At 74.0% G+C, this 17,900-nt stretch carries 13 protein-coding genes and 1 tRNA gene; 2 read left to right on the forward strand and 12 right to left on the reverse strand.

Annotated elements, in window-relative coordinates:
* The 5 genes from IH54_RS0108425 to IH54_RS0108445 all read right to left on the reverse strand — a co-directional run.
* A partial coding sequence (locus IH54_RS0108425; RefSeq protein WP_043180254.1) for a glycoside hydrolase family 11 protein occupies nt 1–828 on the reverse strand: 828 nt, incomplete at its 3' end.
* A 485-nt stretch (nt 829–1,313) separates the two neighbouring features.
* Nucleotides 1,314–1,808: a GNAT family N-acetyltransferase gene (locus tag IH54_RS0108430; protein WP_052397216.1), complete on the reverse strand. Its 495-nt coding sequence runs from the start codon at nt 1,806–1,808 to the stop codon at nt 1,314–1,316.
* Between the two features lie 47 nt (nt 1,809–1,855).
* On the reverse strand, nt 1,856–3,163 hold the full coding sequence (locus IH54_RS0108435) for an MFS transporter (protein ID WP_052397217.1): 1,308 nt from the start codon (nt 3,161–3,163) through the stop codon (nt 1,856–1,858).
* A complete protein-coding gene (locus IH54_RS0108440) occupies nt 3,160–3,807 on the reverse strand; it encodes a winged helix-turn-helix domain-containing protein (RefSeq protein WP_052397218.1) in 648 nt (215 codons plus the stop codon). The genes IH54_RS0108435 and IH54_RS0108440 overlap by 4 nt, the downstream gene beginning before the upstream one ends.
* 90 nt (nt 3,808–3,897) lie before the next feature.
* Nucleotides 3,898–4,788, reverse strand: coding sequence for a LysR family transcriptional regulator (locus IH54_RS0108445; RefSeq protein ID WP_031514447.1), 891 nt, complete (start codon nt 4,786–4,788; stop codon nt 3,898–3,900).
* 126 nt (nt 4,789–4,914) lie between these two features.
* Between IH54_RS0108445 and IH54_RS0108450 the strand changes: the two genes are divergently transcribed.
* The gene (locus IH54_RS0108450; RefSeq protein ID WP_031514449.1) at nt 4,915–5,424 is read left to right on the forward strand and encodes a nuclear transport factor 2 family protein; all 510 of its coding nucleotides are present in this window, start codon (nt 4,915–4,917) and stop codon (nt 5,422–5,424) included.
* Here IH54_RS0108450 and IH54_RS42935 read toward each other — a convergent pair.
* From IH54_RS42935 to IH54_RS0108485, 7 genes are all read right to left on the reverse strand, one after another.
* Nucleotides 5,309–7,795: a ComEC/Rec2 family competence protein gene (locus IH54_RS42935; RefSeq protein WP_420711724.1), complete on the reverse strand. Its 2,487-nt coding sequence runs from the start codon at nt 7,793–7,795 to the stop codon at nt 5,309–5,311. The two genes, IH54_RS0108450 and IH54_RS42935, sit on opposite strands and share 116 nt — an antisense overlap.
* 443 nt (nt 7,796–8,238) lie before the next feature.
* Complete coding sequence (locus IH54_RS47595) at nt 8,239–9,009, reverse strand: ComEA family DNA-binding protein (RefSeq protein ID WP_267965171.1); 771 nt, start codon at nt 9,007–9,009, stop codon at nt 8,239–8,241.
* Nucleotides 9,010–9,132: 123 nt separating this feature from the next.
* Nucleotides 9,133–9,978, reverse strand: coding sequence for a DegV family protein (locus IH54_RS0108465; protein WP_031514455.1), 846 nt, complete (start codon nt 9,976–9,978; stop codon nt 9,133–9,135).
* Nucleotides 9,979–10,278: 300 nt separating this feature from the next.
* Nucleotides 10,279–10,857 carry a hypothetical protein gene (locus tag IH54_RS0108470; protein WP_031514457.1) on the reverse strand — a complete coding sequence of 193 codons (579 nt, stop codon included), beginning with the start codon at nt 10,855–10,857 and terminating at the stop codon, nt 10,279–10,281.
* Between the two features lie 116 nt (nt 10,858–10,973).
* Nucleotides 10,974–13,847, reverse strand: coding sequence for a leucine--tRNA ligase (leuS, locus tag IH54_RS0108475; protein WP_031514460.1), 2,874 nt, complete (start codon nt 13,845–13,847; stop codon nt 10,974–10,976).
* A 323-nt stretch (nt 13,848–14,170) separates the two neighbouring features.
* Nucleotides 14,171–16,132: a S53 family peptidase gene (locus IH54_RS0108480; RefSeq protein ID WP_078862039.1), complete on the reverse strand. Its 1,962-nt coding sequence runs from the start codon at nt 16,130–16,132 to the stop codon at nt 14,171–14,173.
* A gap of 413 nt (nt 16,133–16,545) precedes the next feature.
* Nucleotides 16,546–16,618 (reverse strand) — tRNA-Ala (locus IH54_RS0108485).
* Between the two features lie 179 nt (nt 16,619–16,797).
* Between IH54_RS0108485 and IH54_RS0108490 the strand changes: the two genes are divergently transcribed.
* Entirely contained in the window at nt 16,798–17,868 is a 1,071-nt protein-coding gene (locus IH54_RS0108490; protein WP_031514464.1) for an alkene reductase, read from the forward strand.
* Nucleotides 17,869–17,900 lie beyond the last annotated feature (32 nt).

Genomic DNA, 17,900 nt, shown 5'->3' on the forward strand with positions numbered 1-17,900 from the left:
CGAGACGTTCAGGTTGTAGCGGTCCGACCACTGGTCACCGGCCGTGACATTGGCCGTGCAGCTGCCACCCGTCCCGCCGCTGGTCCCGCCGGTCGTCCCGCCGGTGGTGCCACCGGTCGTCCCGCCGGTGCTGCCGCCGCTGCTGGAGCCGACGGTGATGTTGGAGCTGCCGGAGGAGTGGTAGCCCTCGGTGGCCAGGATCTCGTAGTTCGGGGTGCCGAGGTTCAGGCCCGCCTGCGACCACGCGTTGAAGATGGTGGACACGGTGATGGTGCCGCCGGTGCGCTTGGCCTGGCGGACGGCCCAGTACTGGTAGAACGTCGCGGTGCCCTGGATGGAGGGCTGGTTGACGCGCTGCGTCCGGTACAGGTCGTACGTGCTGCCGTCGCTGTTGACCGAGCCCAGGCGGGTGGCGCCGGTGCTGGGGTTGTAGTTCCCGTAGTTCTCGACGATGTAGTACTCGATCAGCGGGTTCGTGGTCCAGCCGTACAACGACAGGTAGCAGTTGCCGCTGCAGTTCCACGAGCCCGAGTAGGTCACGGGCGAGGTGTTGCCCGGGTTCCAGCCCTTGCCGGCGACGAAGTTCTCAACGTTGTTCCACTGGGTGCTGTACTGGCCGCCGGAGCCCATCGTCATCGATGCCTGGCCGCTGTTCTGGCTCCAGAACGAGTAGAAGTACCCGTTGTTGGTGCCGGTGCTGTTCTGGTTGACCGTGGTGTCGGCGTTGGCCGTGCCCGGTACGAGCAGGGCGGCGCCGCCCACGAGCACGGTCGTCAGAAGTCCGCTGAGCAGCAGGCGCAGTCGGCCCTTGGTGGGGGGACGGTTCACAGGTGTCCTCCTGGAGGAGTGCCCGAGGGGTCGGGCAGCGCGACATGGCCCCCGTGGCAGGGGCGGGTCACTTGTGGGGGATGGCTCGGACACCCCGCTCGGCGGCTCGTGCGGGAGGGTCCGGAAAGCCCGTGCCGCGGTGCGGCCCGGGTGACGGGTGGTGCGGTCTCAACGGCGAACAGTGTTGGATCGACTCCCGTCGACTGTCAACAGTTTCGGCGAAGTTTGCGAAACCTTCGATTGATGGGAGTCGGCGTGGCACAGTGTTGCGCCTGGCCACAGCGATCTGAGGAGGAATCAGCGACGAGTGCGCCCAGGGTGGGCAGAGATCCGACCGCATGATCGGAGCTTTCGCTCTCGAAATTTTCGTAAAAGTTCCGGTTGTTTGTGCGGTCGCGAAAAACACCGACACGCGAGGTGCGTGCCGGTGGACGGCTGGACGGTTCGGAGCCGGTACGGACGGGCGCGGCGCCCGGTCGCGCCCGTCAGACCGCGGGGACCGTGGCCGGGGGGCGGGTCATGAAGACGTCCACCGGGTCCTGGGACTCGACGGTGAAGCCGTGCCGTTCGTAGAGCCGGCGGGCGGGGCTGCCCTGGAGCACGTTCAGGCGCATGGTCTGCCCGCGTGCGTCGGCCTGCGCCAGCACCGCCCGCAGCACGTCGGAGCCGAGGCCGCGCCCCTGGTGGCGCGGGGCGAGGTAGAAGTGCTCCAGCCACTGCCCGTCGCCCTCGGCGGGGCGCAGCGTGACGGAGCCCGCGAAGTCGTCGCCGACCACGATGATCGCGGTGTGCGCGGTCGAGAAGGAGTCGCGCAGCCGCTGCCGCACCCGGTGCTCGTCGTAGCGGCCGAGGCGCTCCAGATCCGGGCGCATGACCACGGCACGCAGGTCCGCGAGCGGCTCCAGGTCCGCGTCGGTCGACGGGCGCAGATGCCAGGACGGCAGCTGTGCCGGGATGCGGGACGACGGGATGGCGCTCATGCCGGAAGTATGCCATCGCACCCCTGCTGACCTGCGGCGGGGCCTTGTCAGACGGGCCGGGCGGGCTGCTCGGGCTGCTCGGGCTGCAAGGATTCCTCGGGCTTCGGCAGATGGCGCAGCCGCGGTATCGGGGACGGCAGCAGCCACAGCGCGCCGAGCGCGGCCGCGACGGTCACCGCCCACAGCGCGGGGCGCAGCCCGATCGCGGAGCCGAGGAGTCCGCCGCCGAGCGCGCCCAGCGGGCGCACCCCGTAGTTGACCATGCGGAAGGCGCCGGAGACGCGCGAGCGCAGGGCGTTGGGGATGACGGCGGCCTTGAGCGTGTCGGCGGTGATGTCGAGCAGCATCACGCCGAGCCCGGCTGCGAACTCCGCAGCGAAGAAGGCGGTCAGTACGAGCGGCTTCGGGCCGCCCGCCATCGGGACGAGCACCAGCGGGGCGGGGAAGGCGACCGCGCCCAGCGTGAGGGCCGGGCCGATGCCGATCGCCCGCACGATCCGCCCGCTGATCACCGAGCCGAGCAGGCCGCCGAGCGCCCCGGCGCCGATGACCAGGCCCAGCGTCCCGGTGTTGAGGCCCAGGCCGTCGACGGCGTAGAGGACGACGAGGGTGCTGAAGGCGAAGTTGAAGAGGTTGATCGTGGCGACGCAGGCGAGCATCGGGCGCAGCAGCGCGGAGCGCCCGACGAAGCGCAGCCCCTCGGTGAGCCGGCCGCGGCCGCGCGGCACGGCGGGCGGCTCCTCAGGCGCTATCCGGGCGAGCTGCCAGGCGGAGACGACGTAGGAGGCGGCGTCCACCAGCAGCGCCAGCGGGGCGGCGAGCAGCTGCACCAGCAGGCCGCCGGCGCTGGGCCCGGCCATGAAGGAGAAGGCCCGGCTGCCGCTGACCAGCGAGCTGCCGGTGACATAGCTCTCGCGGTCGACGAGCGACACGAAGAGCGTGGCGTTGCAGACGTCGAAGGCCACGGCGAGGGTGCCGACGGCGAAGACGACGACGCAGAGCTGGGCGAAGGTCAGCACACCGAGGGCGTAGGCGAGCGGGACGGACGCCATGAGCGCGGCGCGACCGAGGTCGGCGGCGATCATCGCCTGGCGGCGGCGCCCGCGGCGGTCCGCCCAGACCCCGCCGTGCAGCGAGAAGAGCAGGGCGGGCAGCAGCCCGGCGAAGCGCAGCCAGCCCATACCGGTGGGCCCCGTGTGCAGCACCAGGACGGCGGCGAGCGGCACCGCGAGGTAGGTCACCTCGTCGCCGAAGAGGGAGACCGTCTGGCCGGTCCAGTAGCGCCGGAACTGCGTCTCGTGCAGCAGCGCGGGAGCCCGGGCGGCGAGCGCGCGGACGGCGGTGGCGGTGCTCACGGCTCCTCCCCGCGGGCCGGGGCCGGGGCCGGGGCCGGGGCCGGGCCGGCGGGCGGGTTCGGCTGCTCGGGGGCGACGTAGCCGGTGTGCAGGTACGCCACACGGCGGGCGGCCTCGGGACGGTGCGCCGGGTCCTGGCCGCGCTCCGCGTACTCCGCGATCACCTCGTTGATCCGCTCCCCCAGCGCGGACAGCTCCTCGGGGGTGAGGTAGAGGATCGCGTCGGAGTACGTCTCGGCCTGCTGCCACTCGGGGGGCAGCCTGTGCCGCAGCTCACGGGCCCGCATCAGGCGGTTGAACTGCGACTCGGCCACGGCCACGCTCAGCGCCTCGGCGGCGTCCGCGACCGCGGGGTCCGTGGAGTAGGTCGGCCAGTCGGTGTAGGACGCCGTGGCCCGCCACGGCTTCTCCCGCCCCGCCGCGCCCGGCTCCGCTTCCTCGACGAGGCCGTACTTCGCCAGTATCCGCAGGTGGTAGGAGCAGCTGGCGACGGACTCCCCCGTCAGTTCGGCCGCCCGCGTCGCCGTGAACGGCCCCTCCATGCGGAGCAGTCCGACCAGCGCCATCCGCGTCGGATGGGCGTACGCGCGCAGGGCTCGGGGGTCGCTGAGGTGGATCTGGTGGTCGAGCGGCTTGTCGGGCATGTATCTCACGATAGCTTTCTAAAGACTTCTTTAGCAAGATACCTTTAGCATCTGGGCGAGGGCGGCGGGTGCGAGGGCGGCGGCCCCGGGTCAGCGGTCGAGCAGCGCACGGACGGCGTCGGCGAAGGCCCGGACGCGGGCGGTGGCGGCGTCGGCGCGCCAGTGCAGGGCCCACTCCACGGGCGGGGCGTCACGGAAGGGGACGTAGGAGACGTCGGGGCGCGCGTAGTAGCGACGGGTCTGGGCGCCGACGACGAGGGCGCCCCGGCCCGCGCCGACGAGGGTGAGCAGCTCGTGGAACGTCGCCGCCGCCGGGCCGTGCTCGACCGGCCGCCCGGCCGGGGTGGTGCGGGGCGCGCGGTCCTCCTGGAGGGCTTGCGGCGCGTGGTCGGGCAGCCGCAGCAGCGTCACCCGGGCCAGGTCCTCCAGGGACAGCGACTCGCGGCGGGCGAAAGGGTGCCCCGCGGCCACGGCGAGCATGCGCGCCTCGCCGATCAGCACCGGCCCGGAGGCGATGCCGGGGGCGTCCACCGGAAGGCCCGCCAGCACGAGGTCGGCCTCGCCGTCGCGCAGCCACACCACGACGTCCGCGGGCTGCACCTCGCGGATCCGGACCTCGCAGCCGGGCGCCCGCTCCCGGAAGAGCTCGGCCGCGCCCGCCAGGAGCTGGCCACCCGCGGCGCCGGCGAACGCGACGCCCAGCGTGCCCGTGAGCCCGCGGCCTGCCTCGACCGCGGCCTCGTACGCCGCCGCGATCCGCGCCCACGCCGGCCGCACCTCCTCCGCGAGCCGCCGGCCGACCGGCGTCAGCTCCACCCGGCGGCTGGTACGCGCGAACAGCGGGGCGCCGACCCGGCGTTCGAGCTTCGCGACCGTCTGGCTGACCCGTGCGGTGGAGAGGTGCAGCCGCTCCGCGGTCCGGCCGAAATGCAGCTCCTCGGCCAGCGTGAGGAACGCCTCCAGCTCGTGCCGCTCCAGCATCGCGCCGCCCCCGCATCGTCAAGCCCGCCTTGACGATCGTTGCACAGCCCGGCATTGATCCGGCCGCCGCACCCGGCGAGGGTCGAACCAGCACCGCCCCCGACCGACCCGCACCAGGAGCACACGATGTACGTCACCGGACCCCACGCCCTCACCGCCCCCGCCGCCGACGCCGCGGCCGTCCTGCGGGAACTGCGCGACCGCACGGAGATCCTCGACTCGCTCCTCCGCTTCGGCCTGGGCCAGGACCTCGGGGACGCCGCCCTCTTCGCCTCCGCCTTCGCCCCCGACGCCGAGGTGGACTTCGCCCCGGCCTCCGCCAAGTGGGGCGGCACGGCCCCGCTGCTGGCCGGGCGGGACACGATCGTCACCACGATCCTCGGCCTCTTCGCCGGGCGTGTGGACACCACCCACCAGGTGACCAACCCGCGCATCGCGATCGACGGCGACACCGCGCGGCTCACCGCCCTCGTCGAGGCCCAGCACCTGCTGACCGCCGACCACGGCACCTTCGCCCTGCTCAAGAACCCCTACGCGGTGGACCTCGTCCGCGACGGCGACCGCTGGGTGATCCGCCGGATGCGCATCGACAACGCCTGGTACACCGGGGACCCCACCGCGATCTTCGGCGCCTGACCGCACGCCGCCCCTCCCCCGCCGCGAGCAACCCACCGCCCCCGCGGCGGGGCATCGCGGCGCGCAGGCCCCCCGGGCCGGCGGTGACGGCGACGGGGCCGTCCCGGTCCGTACGGAAGACGGTGGCGCCCAGCGCGCGCAGCGCCGCCACCGTCCCCGGCGCCGGGTGGTGGTACGTGTTGCGCGCCCCCACCGAGATCAGCGCCAGCCGCGGATGCAGCCGGGCGAAGAACTCGTCGTCCCGGAACGCGCTGCCGTGGTGCGGGACCTTCAGCACGTCCACCCGCGGCAGATCCGGCGTCGCCGCCAGCACCTCGGCCTGCGCCTCGGGGCCCAGATCCCCGGCGAGCAGCAGCGTCAGGCCGCCCGTGCTCACCAGCAGCGCCACGCTCGCGTCGTTCGGATCGTCGTCCGGCAACCCTTCCGCGTCCGGCGGCGGCCACAGCACCCGCCACGACAGCGGGCCCACCGCGCGCCGCTCCCCCGCCGCCGCCCGCAGCACCGGCACGCCCGCGGCCGCGGCCTCCCGCCGCACCCGCGCCGCCTCCGGCGCCGGCTCGTCCAGCACCGTCGTCTCGATCGCGCCGACCGCGCGCCCGCGCAGCACGCCGCTGAGGCCGTCCGCGTGGTCGGCGTGAAAATGCGTCAGGATCAGCAGCGGCACGGAGCTGACCCGCAGATCGCGCAGGCAGCGGTCGGCGAGCGCCGGGTCCGGGCCGGTGTCCACGACCACCGCGCTGCCCGGACCCGCGGGCAGCGCCAGCGCGTCGCCCTGCCCCACGTCGCACATCGCGAACCGCCAGCCCGCGGGCGGCCACCGTGTCGCCTGCCCCGGCAGCGGAACGGGCAGCGGCAGCGGGCGGGTCAGCGCCAGCAGCACCAGCAGGGCCGCTGCCGCCGCGGTCCACGGGCGGCCCGCGAGCCCCCGCAGCAGGCGGGCCCCGCGAACCGCCACGGCGAGCGTCAGCCCCGCCAGCAGCGCCGCGCCCGCCCAGCCGCCGGGCCAGCCCACCTGCGCGCCCGGCAGCGCGGCGCCGTGCCGGGCCACCGCCGCGATCCACCGCACCGGCCAGCCCGCCGCCCACGCGGTGGCCGCCGCCGCGGCCGGGGAGAGCGGCGCCACCGCCAGCGCGCAGAACCCCAGCACCGTCGCCGGCGCGACCGCGGGCTCCGCCAGCAGGTTGCACGGCACGCCCACCAGGCTGAGCCGCGCCGACAGCACCACCAGCAGCGGGCCGCACACCGCCTGCGCCGCGCCCGCCGCCGCCAGCGCCTCCGCGAGCCGCGGCGGCACCCCCCGCCGCCGCAGGGCCGCGCTCCACCGCGGCGCCAGCGTCAGCAGCGAGCCCGTCGCCAGCACGGAGAGGGCGAAGCCGTACGACCGGGCGACCTGCGGATCGCACAGCACCAGCAGCAGCACCGCGCCGCACAGCGCGGGCAGCAGGGACCTGCGGCGGCCCGTGCCGATCGCCAGCAGGGTGATCAGCCCGCACGCCGCCGCCCGCAGCACGCTCGGCCCTGGACGGCACACCAGCACGAACGCCGCGGTCAGGGCTGCGCCCAGCACGGCTGTCAGCCGCAGCGGCACGCCCAACGCCGCTGCCAGGCCGCGGCGTTCGGCGAGCACGGCTTCGGCCGGGGGGCCGATCAGGAGCAGCAGGATGATCGTGAGGTTCGCTCCCGACACGGAGGTGAGATGCGCCAGGTCCGTCGCCTCGAAGGACTCCTTGAGGGTCGGGGGCAGCGCACTGGTGTCGCCCGTCACCAGGCCCGGGAGCAGTCCGCGGGCGTCCGCGGGCAGGCCGGCGCTCGCCGTGCGCAGGCCGCCGCGCAGCCGGGCCGCGATGCGCTGGGGCGTACTCGGCGGGCTCAGCACGCGGGGCGGGCCCGTCGGGCGCACTACCGCCGCTGACTCGCCGCGGCGGGCGGAGGGGGCGATGCGGGCCGCCACCCGCACGGTTGTTGACGGGACGAGCCGCAGCCACGCCGGCGGGCTCGCCTGCGCCAGCACCACGACGGGCGTGCGGGTGCTCGTGGCGCCGACGCGGATCGCTACCGCGGGGACCACCACGGTCGGGCCCCTTGCCGCGCCCTGCCCTCCGGGGGTTCGGGGGTGGGTAGTGAACGGGTCGCCCGTGATCCGGAGCACCACTTCCGCCCGTGCCCGGCGGGCGGCCAGCTCCGGGAGGGGGCCGCGGTGGAGGTCCGCCGCCGCGAGAGCCGCGGTGGTGGCTGCCGCCACCAGGCTCAGCAGCGTTGCCGCTGCCGCGGCGGTGAGCGTGCTTCTTCGGGGGCGGGCGGTCCCGAGCCGCCTTGCGGCCGCCGCCGCGACCGCGTATGCCGCTGCCGCGGCGGCGGCCGTGTACAGCACGGGCCTCCACCCCGCGGTGGGTGTCAGCGCTGCCGCCGCCCACGCCGCCAGGGCCGGCGGCACGAGCCGCAGATCCGGCGGTCCTTCCTGTCGCGGATTCGCCGCGCCGAGCCGCGATTTCGCTGCGGCGTGCACCGCTGCTTTGGGGCTGCGCCGCGTGTGGGGGGCTTCGTCCGCTCGGGCCTCCCCCTTGCTCCGCGGTCCTCGGCAGCCGGCCTCGTCGTGGCTTGGCGCGCAGCTCCCCGCACCCCCGAAGGGCGCTGACCTTCGCCGTGAGTCGACGCCCCCTCCGCCCTCCCGGCCAGGCGCGCAGCTCCCCGCGCCCCCGAAGGGCGCCGGCCCTCCGCCGTTGGGGCCGGGCGTGGGGGTTCTCGCGCGGCTGCGGGGCGCCGGCTCTTGGCGTGGGGCGGTGGCTGTCCCCTCTTCGGGGGCGGGGGGCGGGGTCATGGGTGGACCAGGGGTTTGAGGGTGGTGAATTTGCGGTCGCCGATGCCGGGGACTTGGCGGAGTTGCTGGAGGGTGGTGAAGGCGCCGTGCTGGGTGCGGTAGTCGAGGATGTGCTGGGCCAGGACGGGGCCGACGCCGGGGAGGGCGTCGAGTTGGGGGGCCGTGGCGGAATTGAGGCTCAGGGGGGTTGCGGGGGTGCCGGGTTGGGGTGGGGAGGATGCGGAGGCTGGGGGCGGGGGTTGGCCGACGAGGAGTTGTTCGCCGTCGGTCAGGGGGCGGGCGAGGTTGAGGGAGGTCGTGTCGGTGCCAGGGAGGGGGCCGCCGGCCGCCGTGAGGGCGTCGGCGACGCGGGAGCCCGGCGGGAGGTGGCGCAGGCCCGGGCTCGCGACCTTGCCGGCGATGTCGACCGTCAGGGCGGGGCGGGCCGGTGAGGGGCCGGGAGCGGGGACGGGCGGCGGGAGGGCGGCCGGGACCCGTACCGTGTGCGGACGGCCCGTCATGTAATGGCGCACCGCCAGCCCGGTCGCCGCCAGCAGCACCACCGTCAGCGCGGCGACCGTGCGCAGTTCGAGGCCGCAGCGCAGCAGCAGCCATGTCCGGACACCGGTGAACCGCGCGCCCGGTGGGCTCTCCGCCGTGGGAGGCGGTGGCGGCGGTCCCGCCGCCGGGAAGATCGCGGACGCCCGCTCCCTCGTGCGTGCCTCCGCCTCGGACGCTTCCCGGGGCACCTTCGTCTTCGTCGCGCGCGTCGCGCTCATCACGTTCATACCGATCATCGTGGACCGGTCCGCACACCCCGCGATGATCTTGGTCCGCAGCCTGTGGATAACTCTCCCGCCGAAGCCGACGCCGGCGCCCACGCCGCCCCCGACGCCTGCGGGCCGCCGCGCTCAGTGCGGGGAGACCACCACGCCCAGCAGCCCCGGCCCGGCGTGGGCACCGATCACCGCGCCCACCTCGCTCACGACGAGATCGTCGAGGCCCGGGACGCGCTCGCGGAGGCGGTCCGCGAGCGTGGCCGCGCGGTCGGCGGCGGCGAGGTGGTGGACCGCGAGGGCGACCGTGCGGTTGCCGGCCTGCTCGACGACGATCTCCTCCAGGCGGGAGATCGCCTTCGAGGCGGTGCGGACCTTCTCCAGCAGCTCGATCCGGCCGTCCGCCAGCCGCAGCAGCGGCTTCACCGCGAGCGCGGAGCCGAAGAGGGCCTGGGCGGCGCCGATCCGGCCGCCCCTGCGGAGGTAGTCGAGGGTGTCGACGTAGAAGTACGCGGACGTGTCCGCCGCCCGCTTCTCCGCCGCCGCCACCACCTCGTCGGCCGTACCGCCCGCCCCCGCCGCCTCCGCGGCCGCGAGCACGGTGAAGCCGAGGGCCATCGCGACCACCCCCGTGTCCACGACCCGCACGGGCACGGGCGCGTCCTTCGCGGCGACGAGCGCGGCGTCGTACGTGCCGGAGAAGTCGGCGGAGAGGTGGAGCGAGACGATCGCCGACGCGCCGGACGCGGCGGCGGCCTCGTACGCGGCGGTGAACTCCAGCGGCGCGGGCCGGGACGTGGTCACCGGGCGGCGCCGCTGCAGCGCCCGCGCGACCGCGGGCGCGGAGATCTCGGTGCCCTCCTCCAGGGCCTCGTCGCCGATCACCACGGTGAGGGGAACGATGGTGATGTGGTGGCGGATCAGGGCGTCCCGGCCGAGGTAGGCCGTGGAGTCCGTGACGATGGCGACGTGCGGGGGCATGTCCGGGAGATTACCCGGGGCACACGCCGGGGCGACAGCTTGGCCCGCGCCGCCCGCCGGACGGCCCCCGCCGCGCCCCCGCCGACGAGGCCGACGCCCGGCCCTCCGGACACGCCACCCCCCACACCGCGGTCCCGCGACTCAGCCGACGCCCGGCCGCGCACGCCGCACCGCACGCGCCCCCGCCGGGCCACACGGAGCGCCCCCACCCCGCCGCGCCGCCCCCCGCGGGGCACGCACAAGCACCTCGCCCCGCCGCGCACCCCGCCGGACACCCCCCGCCGGCGAGGCGGAGGACCCTCACTCCCCCGATGACGGCAGCTTCGGGGGCTCGGTCGGGGTCCAGTGGCGGAGGGCGGCGGACTCCATGGCGATCTGGTCGGCCAGGGAGGCCAGGTCGTCGGTGGTGGCGTGTTCGGCGCGGTCCTGGGCCGCCCAGCGGAGGGAGTCCGCGGAGTGGGTGATCTGGCGGACGCGGGTGGCCAGCTCGGGCAGGCGGGTCGCGACGCGCGACTTGTCCGGCTCGCGTTCGAGCAGCTTGAGTTCGCCGTCGAGGGCGCGGGCGTGGTCGTTGAGCCGGGAGAGCAGGGCCGCCGCCTCCGCGAGGGCGGCGTCGTCGGCGCGGCGCGCGTCGAGTGCGGCGAAGGTGCTGTCGATCGCGGCCCGCAGGTCGATCCGCAGCTGCGCCACCTCGCCGCCGGGGCCGGGCGTGGTGAAGCGGCGGGCCTTGAGCTGGGTGTCCTCGACGACCCTGCGGGCCTGCGCGGTCCCGCGGGCCACTCCGCGCTTGACGGCGCGCACGGTGCGTATCGCCACGACGCCCGCCAGCACCAGGAAGGCCAGCACGAGCAGGAGAACGACGATCCCGGCGGTTTCCACAGGCCGCTCCTCCTGGGGGCAAGGGCAAGAACGCGTACCTCCACCGTAACGGCAAGGGGCAGGCCGGGGATCCGGTGGATCCCGCAGACCTGCCCCTAGGGGATGACGGCCGCAGCTCAGACCACGATGTTGACCAGCTTCGGGGCCCGCACGATCACCTTGCGCACCGCCGCGCCGTTCAGCGCCGCGGTGACGGCCGGGTCGCCCAGGGCCAGGGTCTCCAGGTCGGCGTCCGAGATGGTCGGCGGGACCTCCAGGCGGGCCTTGACCTTGCCCTTGATCTGGACGACGCAGGTCACCGCCGGGTCCTGGGCCAGCGCCGGGTCGGCCACGGGGAAGTCGGCGTGGGCCAGCGAGGCGGTGTGGCCCAGCCGGGACCACAGCTCCTCGGCGATGTGCGGAGCCAGCGGCGCGATCAGCAGGACCAGCTGCTCGGCGACGGAGCGCGGCACGGGGCCGCCTGCCTTCGTCAGATGGTTGTTCAGCTCGGTGATCTTGGCGATGGCGGTGTTGAAGCGCAGGCCCGCCATGTCGCCGCTGACGCCGTCGATCGCCTTGTGCAGCGCGCGCAGCGTCTCCTCGTCGGGCTCGGCGTCGGTGACGGTGACCTCGCCGGTCGTCTCGTCGACGACGTTGCGCCACAGCCGCTGCAGCAGCCGGTACTGGCCGACGACGGCCCGGGTGTCCCACGGCCGGGAAACGTCCAGCGGGCCCATGGCCATCTCGTACAGCCGCAGCGTGTCGGCGCCGAACTCGGCGCAGATCTCGTCGGGCGTGACGGCGTTCTTCAGCGACTTGCCCATCTTGCCCAGCAGCCGGCTGACCTTCTCGCCCTGGTAGTAGTACGCACCGTCTTCCTCGGTGACCTCGGCCGCGGGGACGGCGATGCCGCGCGCGTCGCGGTAGACGTAGGCCTGGATCATGCCCTGGTTGAACAGCTTGTGGAAGGGCTCGAAGGACGAGACGTAGCCCAGGTCGAACAGCACCTTGTGCCAGAAGCGCGCGTACAGCAGGTGCAGCACGGCGTGCTCGGCGCCGCCGACGTACAGGTCGACGCCGCCGGCCGGCTGCCCCTCGCGCGGGCCCATCCAGTACGCCTCGACGGCCGGGTCGACGATCCGCTCGGTGTTGAACGGGTCCAGGTAGCGCAGCTCGTACCAGCAGGAACCGGCCCAGTTGGGCATGGTGTTGGTCTCGCGGCGGTAGGTGCGCGGGCCGTCGCCCAGGTCCAGCTCGACGGTCGCCCACTCGGCGTTGCGGGACAGCGGGGTCTCGGGCGAGGTGTCGGCGTCGTCCGGGTCGAAGGTGCGCGGGGTGTAGTCGTCGACCTCGGGCAGCTCGACGGGCAGCATCGAGTCGGGCAGCGCGTGCGCGACGCCGTCCTCGTCGTAGACGATCGGGAAGGGCTCACCCCAGTACCGCTGGCGGCTGAACAGCCAGTCGCGCAGCCGGTAGTTGACGGTGCCCTCGCCGATGCCGCGCTCGGCCAGCCAGCGGGTGATCGCGGCCTTGGCCTCGGTGACGCCCAGGCCGTCCAGCGAGACCGTGTCGTTGGCGGAGTTGACGATGGCCGCGTCGTACGAGGCGAAGGCGTCCTCCCACTCGGCCGGGTCCTCGCCGCGGCCGTCGGTGGGCCGCACGACGCAGCGCATGGGCAGGTCGAAGGCGCGCGCGAAGGCGAAGTCGCGGCTGTCGTGGGCGGGGACGGCCATGATCGCGCCGGTGCCGTAGCCCATCAGGACGTAGTCGGCGACGAAGACCGGGACGGGCTCGCCGCTGACCGGGTTGACGGCGTAGGCGCCGGTGAAGACGCCGGTCTTCTCCTTGGCGTCGGCCTGCCGCTCGACGTCGGACTTCGACGCGGCCTGCTTGCGGTAGGCGGCGACGGCGTCGCCGGGCGTGGCGTGGCCGCCGGTCCAGGCCTCGCGGGTGCCCTCGGGCCAGGCGGCCGGGACGATCGCGTCGACCAGGTCGTGCTCGGGCGCCAGCACCATGTACGTGGCGCCGAACAGCGTGTCCTGGCGGGTCGTGAAGACGGTGATCGCGGCGTCCTCGGCCGTGCCGTGCACGGGGAAGTCGACGCGGGCGCCCTCGCTGCGGCCGATCCAGTTGCGCTGCTGCAGCTTGATCGCCTCGGGCCAGTCCAGCGCGTCCAGGTCGGTCAGCAGCCGGTCGGCGTAGGCGGTGATGCGCATCATCCACTGGCGCAGCTTGGCCTTGAAGACAGGGTAGTTGCCGCGCTCGGAGCGGCCGTCCGCCGTGACCTCCTCGTTGGCCAGCACGGTGCCCAGGCCGGGGCACCAGTTGACGGGCGACTCGGCGGCGTAGGCCAGCCGGTGGCCGCCCAGCACGTCGGAGCGCTCGGCGGCGGTCAGCTCGGCCCAGGGGCGGCCGTCGGGGGTGGCGCGGGTGCCGTCCTCGAACTGCGCGACCAGGTCGGCGATGGGGCGGGCGCGGTCGGCGGCGGCGTCGTACCAGGAGTTGTAGATCTGCAGGAAGATCCACTGCGTCCAGCGGTAGTAGTCGGGGTCGATCGTCGCGAAGGAGCGGCGGCGGTCGTGGCCCAGGCCCAGCCGGCGCAGCTGGGCGCGCATGGTGACGATGTTGGCCTCGGTGGAGACCCGCGGGTGGGTGCCGGTCTGCACGGCGTACTGCTCGGCGGGCAGGCCGAACGCGTCGAAGCCCAGGGTGTGCAGGACGTTGTGCCCGGTCATGCGCTGGTACCGGGCGGAGACGTCGGTGGCGATGTAGCCCAGCGGGTGGCCGACGTGCAGTCCCGCGCCCGAGGGGTACGGGAACATGTCCATGATGAAGCGCTTGGGCTTCGCGGCCACTGCCGGATCGGCGTCCAGGGTGCCGGTGGGGTTGGGGGCGGCGAACGTTCCGTGCTCGTCCCAGTGCTCCTGCCAGCGGCTCTCGATCTCGGCGGCCAGCTGTGCGGTGTAGCGGTGCGGCGCAGCCGTCTCGGCGGCCGGGGTGGTGTCGCTCATCGTCCTCGGTACTCCATCGATGTCATGACGGCTGCTACGGCCATCGCTGCCTGGTGGTCCTGCCTGCGACGCGGTCCCGTCACGCGCGGAGCGAATTGACGGGACAAACAAAAAAGCCCCTCGCGCAGGAGGGGTGCCGCACTGACGTGGTTCGTGGTCAGCGCGGCTCGCTAAGCAGGAGGCTCATGGCTCGTCGCATGGGCCCAGATTACCGCAGCGGCCCGTCCGGACGCACGGTGGTACGGCCGGGCCGCGGAGGGCGCCGGACAGCGCTTCGGCCCCGCACCGTGGCCAGTGCGGGGCCGAAGCCGTGGCGGATGCCGTTACTGCCCGTGCCTGGGCGGCAGCGAGGAGGTGATGTACCCCTTCGCGGGCGTGCCCACGCCGGTGACGTCGTCGTAGCCGACCGTGGCGTGCAGCGACGCGTCGGCGCCGAGCGTACGCAGCGACACGATCGTGCCGTCGGAGTCGTCGACGGTGTTCGCGTAGTCCACGCGGACCACGGCGAGGCCCTTGCCCTGGCCCAGCGGGTGGTCGGTCACGTCGTGGTAGGACGACGTGCCGTACTGGGAGTAGATCAGCGGGTTGGCGAAGCCGATGGCGATGCCGTGCCGGGCCTGCTCGGCGAGCGCCTGGACACCGGCGATGACCGGCGCGGCCAGCGAGGTGCCGCCGATGCGGTAGGTGCTGTACTGCAGGGAGCCGTCCGGGTAGGACTGGGTCTGGCCCACCAGGAAGCCGGTGTTCGGGTCGGCGACCGCCGCGATGTCGGGCTCGACACGCTGCTTGACGCCGCCGCCGTTGGCCAGGGCCAGCGAGTCCGGGACCACACCGCGCTGGTAGAACGGCTGGTCGTAGTACTTGCTGGTGCCGCCGCCGGCGCCCGAGGTGTACGGGCCGGGGAAGCCGGTCCAGCTCTTGCCGTCCGCGGACAGCGGGGCGCGCAGGGTGCCCCAGCCGGTCTCGAACAGGTACTTGTCGTTCTTGCCGACCGCGAGCGAGGTACCGCCCACGGACGTGGCCCACGGCGAGTTGCCGGGCGTGTCGGCCTGCTTCACACCGGTCGAGGCGACGTTGTCGCCCGAGTCGCCGGAGGAGAAGTAGAAGCCGATGCCCTCGACCGCGCCGGTCTGGAAGACCTGGTCGTAGGCCGCGGCGATGTCCGGCGTCTCGTTGGCCTCGACGTCGCCCCAGGAGTTGGAGACGATGTCGGCGAGGTGGCCGTCGACGACCTTGTTGAGGGCGTCGAGCAGGTCGTCGTCGAAGCAGGAGGCGCCGCCGACGTAGACGATGTTCGCGTCCGGGGCCACCGCGTGCACGGCCTCGACGTCGAGCGTCTCCTCGCCGTACCAGCCGCCCGCGTCGCAGTCCTCGGTGCTGTTGTAGTCGCTCGGCAGGACCTGGCTGAGCTGGCCCTTCTTGTACTTCTGGCCGCCGGTGTCCTTGGCGTAGCGCGCCGCGTCCTGCGCGATGTACGGCGAGGCGAACGCGTCGGTGATCGCGACGGTCACGCCCTTGCCGGTGTACGAGCCCGCGCCGTACGCCGCCCGCAGCTGGTCGCCGGTGTAGCCCTGGATCGCGTAGGGCGCCTTGTCGCCGTACGCGGTCGGGTACTGGTCGGCGATCTTCGAGCCGTAGTACGTGGAGAAGGGTCCGGCGTTCTTGAAGACCTCGCCGGGGGGCGGCAGCTCGTCGTCGTGGGTGGACTTCTTGGGTGCCGTGTCCAGGCCCGTGACGGTGAGGACCGCGCCGTCCAGCGAGGCGGGCGCGGTGGCGGTGCCGGTCGGGGCGCGGTAGACGTGGCCCGACTTGCTGTAGTTGTGCAGCTCGGTGCCGAAGGCCTTCTCCGCGGCGGCCACGTCACCGGTGACGGTGAGGTAGTGCTGGTTGGAGGCGGTGACCTTCATGCCCGCCGACTGCAGCCAGGCGGTGACCTCGGAGACCTGCGCCGTGGTCGGGCCGTACGCGGCCTTCGTCTGGGCGGCCGTCAGGTAGTGGCCGTAGTCGGCGGAGTTCGGGTCCGACACGGACTTCGCGTAGGCGGCGAGGCCCTTGGCGTCCTTGCCCGCGAGGTAGACCCGCACGGTCACCGCGGCGGAGTCCGCGGTGGCACCGCGGTCCGCCTGCGCGGTGGCCCACTGCGGCTTGGTGCCGGTCAGGAGCTGGCGTCCGGAAGGCTGGTCGGCCGACGCGGACTGGGTCGAAAGCGCGAGCGCGCCGGCGACCAGCGGCAGCGCGGTGGCCGCCACGAGCGCCATGCGCGTTCTCTTGCGCTCAAATCTCATGAAACCCCCATGCGAAGCGAGTTGTCGCGTTGTCGGGCTGTCCCTGGTGGGAGCGGACCGTGCGGTGTCGCCGCTATGCGTACACACCGCACCGCAAAGCGACACTCTTTCGCTGATCAGTTCATGCCAGGACCACGATTTCCCCAAGAGCAGGTCAAGGAAACGTCCCTGCTGGAACCTCCCGGAGCTGGAAAACCTCTAAGGCGCCACTCGCTGACGGAACCTCAGACGGACACCCCAGACCTACTACGCCGCCCCCGCCCGCGCACGCAGCCATGACCGGTCGGTCCCACGCCCGGCGGTACGACAATCACCGGAAACGACGAAGGCGGGGCCCGGATGCGCTACGCATCCGGGCCCCGCCTTCAGATGATCTTCGACGACCCTCGACGGTCTTCGGAGGGTCCGACGAGTGGAGCTACGGGGAATTGAACCCCGGACCTCTTGCATGCCATGCAAGCGCTCTACCAACTGAGCTACAGCCCCGCGACACCGCCGGGATCCCCCGGCGACCTGGGGTTACTTTACACGCTCCCCCGGTGGCCGGAGCAAATCCGCGGCCGCGGGGAAGTTCATGGAGCGGCAACAATCGGGCGGCCGACCCCGGGTTACGGTGGCGGCGGCCGAGGTGAGGGCCGGGCCCGCCGAGAGGGGAGACGACCGCTGTGACCACCGCGTTCGACCCGATAGACCTGGGCGGCCGGCGGCTGCCCAACCGGATCGTGATGGCGCCCATGACCCGCAGCCGGGCGTACGGCCCGGGGCTCAGCCCGACTGCGAGCACCGCCGCCTACTACGCCCAGCGGGCCTCCGCCGGGCTCATCGTGACCGAGGGCACCCAGCCCTCCGCGGGCGGGCAGGGCTACCCCGACACCCCGGGGCTGCACAGCGCCGAGCAGGTGGCCGGATGGCGGCGGGTGACGGACGCCGTGCACGAGGCGGGCGGACGGATCTTCGTGCAGCTCATGCACACCGGGCGGATCGGCCACCGCTCGCTGCTGCCGGACGGGCTGCGGCCGGTGGCTCCCTCGCCGGTGCGGGCCAAGGGCAGCGTCTGGACCGCGGCGGGCCCGCAGGAGTTCGAGGAGCCCGCCGAGCTGGACGAGAGCGGCATCGCCCGCATCGTCGCGGAGCACGCCGCCGCCGCGCGCAACGCGGTCGCGGCCGGCTTCGACGGGGTGGAGGTGCACGCCGCCAACGGCTATCTGGCCCACCAGTTCCTGGCCCCCAACACCAACCGCCGCACCGACGGCTGGGGCGGCACCCCGGAGGGCCGGGCCCGCTTCGCCGCCGAGGTCGTCCGGGCGGTCGCCGACGCGATCGGGGCCGAGCGCACCGGCCTGCGGATCTCGCCGGGCAACACGCTGGGCGACATCGACGAGCCCGACCCGGAGCCGGCCTACCTCGCGCTGCTGCGCGCCCTGGAGCCGGTCGGCCCCGGCTACCTGCACGTCGTGGAGTCCGGCGACCGGGCGCTGACGCTGGAGCTGCGCAAGCGCTTCCCCGGCGTGCTCGTCCTCAACGCCAGGGCCTCCGGGCGCCACAACGGCCCGCAGGAGCTGGCACTCGTCGAGGACGGCACCGCGGACATGGTCTCGTACGGCACGCTCTTCGTCGCCAACCCCGACCTGCCCGCCCGGCTCCGCAACGGCGGCCCGTACAACACCGCGGACCGGGCGACGTACTACGGCGGCGACGACCGCGGCTACACCGACTACCCGGCCCTCGGCGGCTGAGCGGCCCGCAGGCCGCGCGGCCGGGTGCCCCT

It is taken from the genome of Streptomyces sp. NRRL F-5123, from assembly GCF_000721495.1.
Taxonomy (GTDB): Bacteria; Actinomycetota; Actinomycetes; order Streptomycetales; family Streptomycetaceae; genus Actinacidiphila.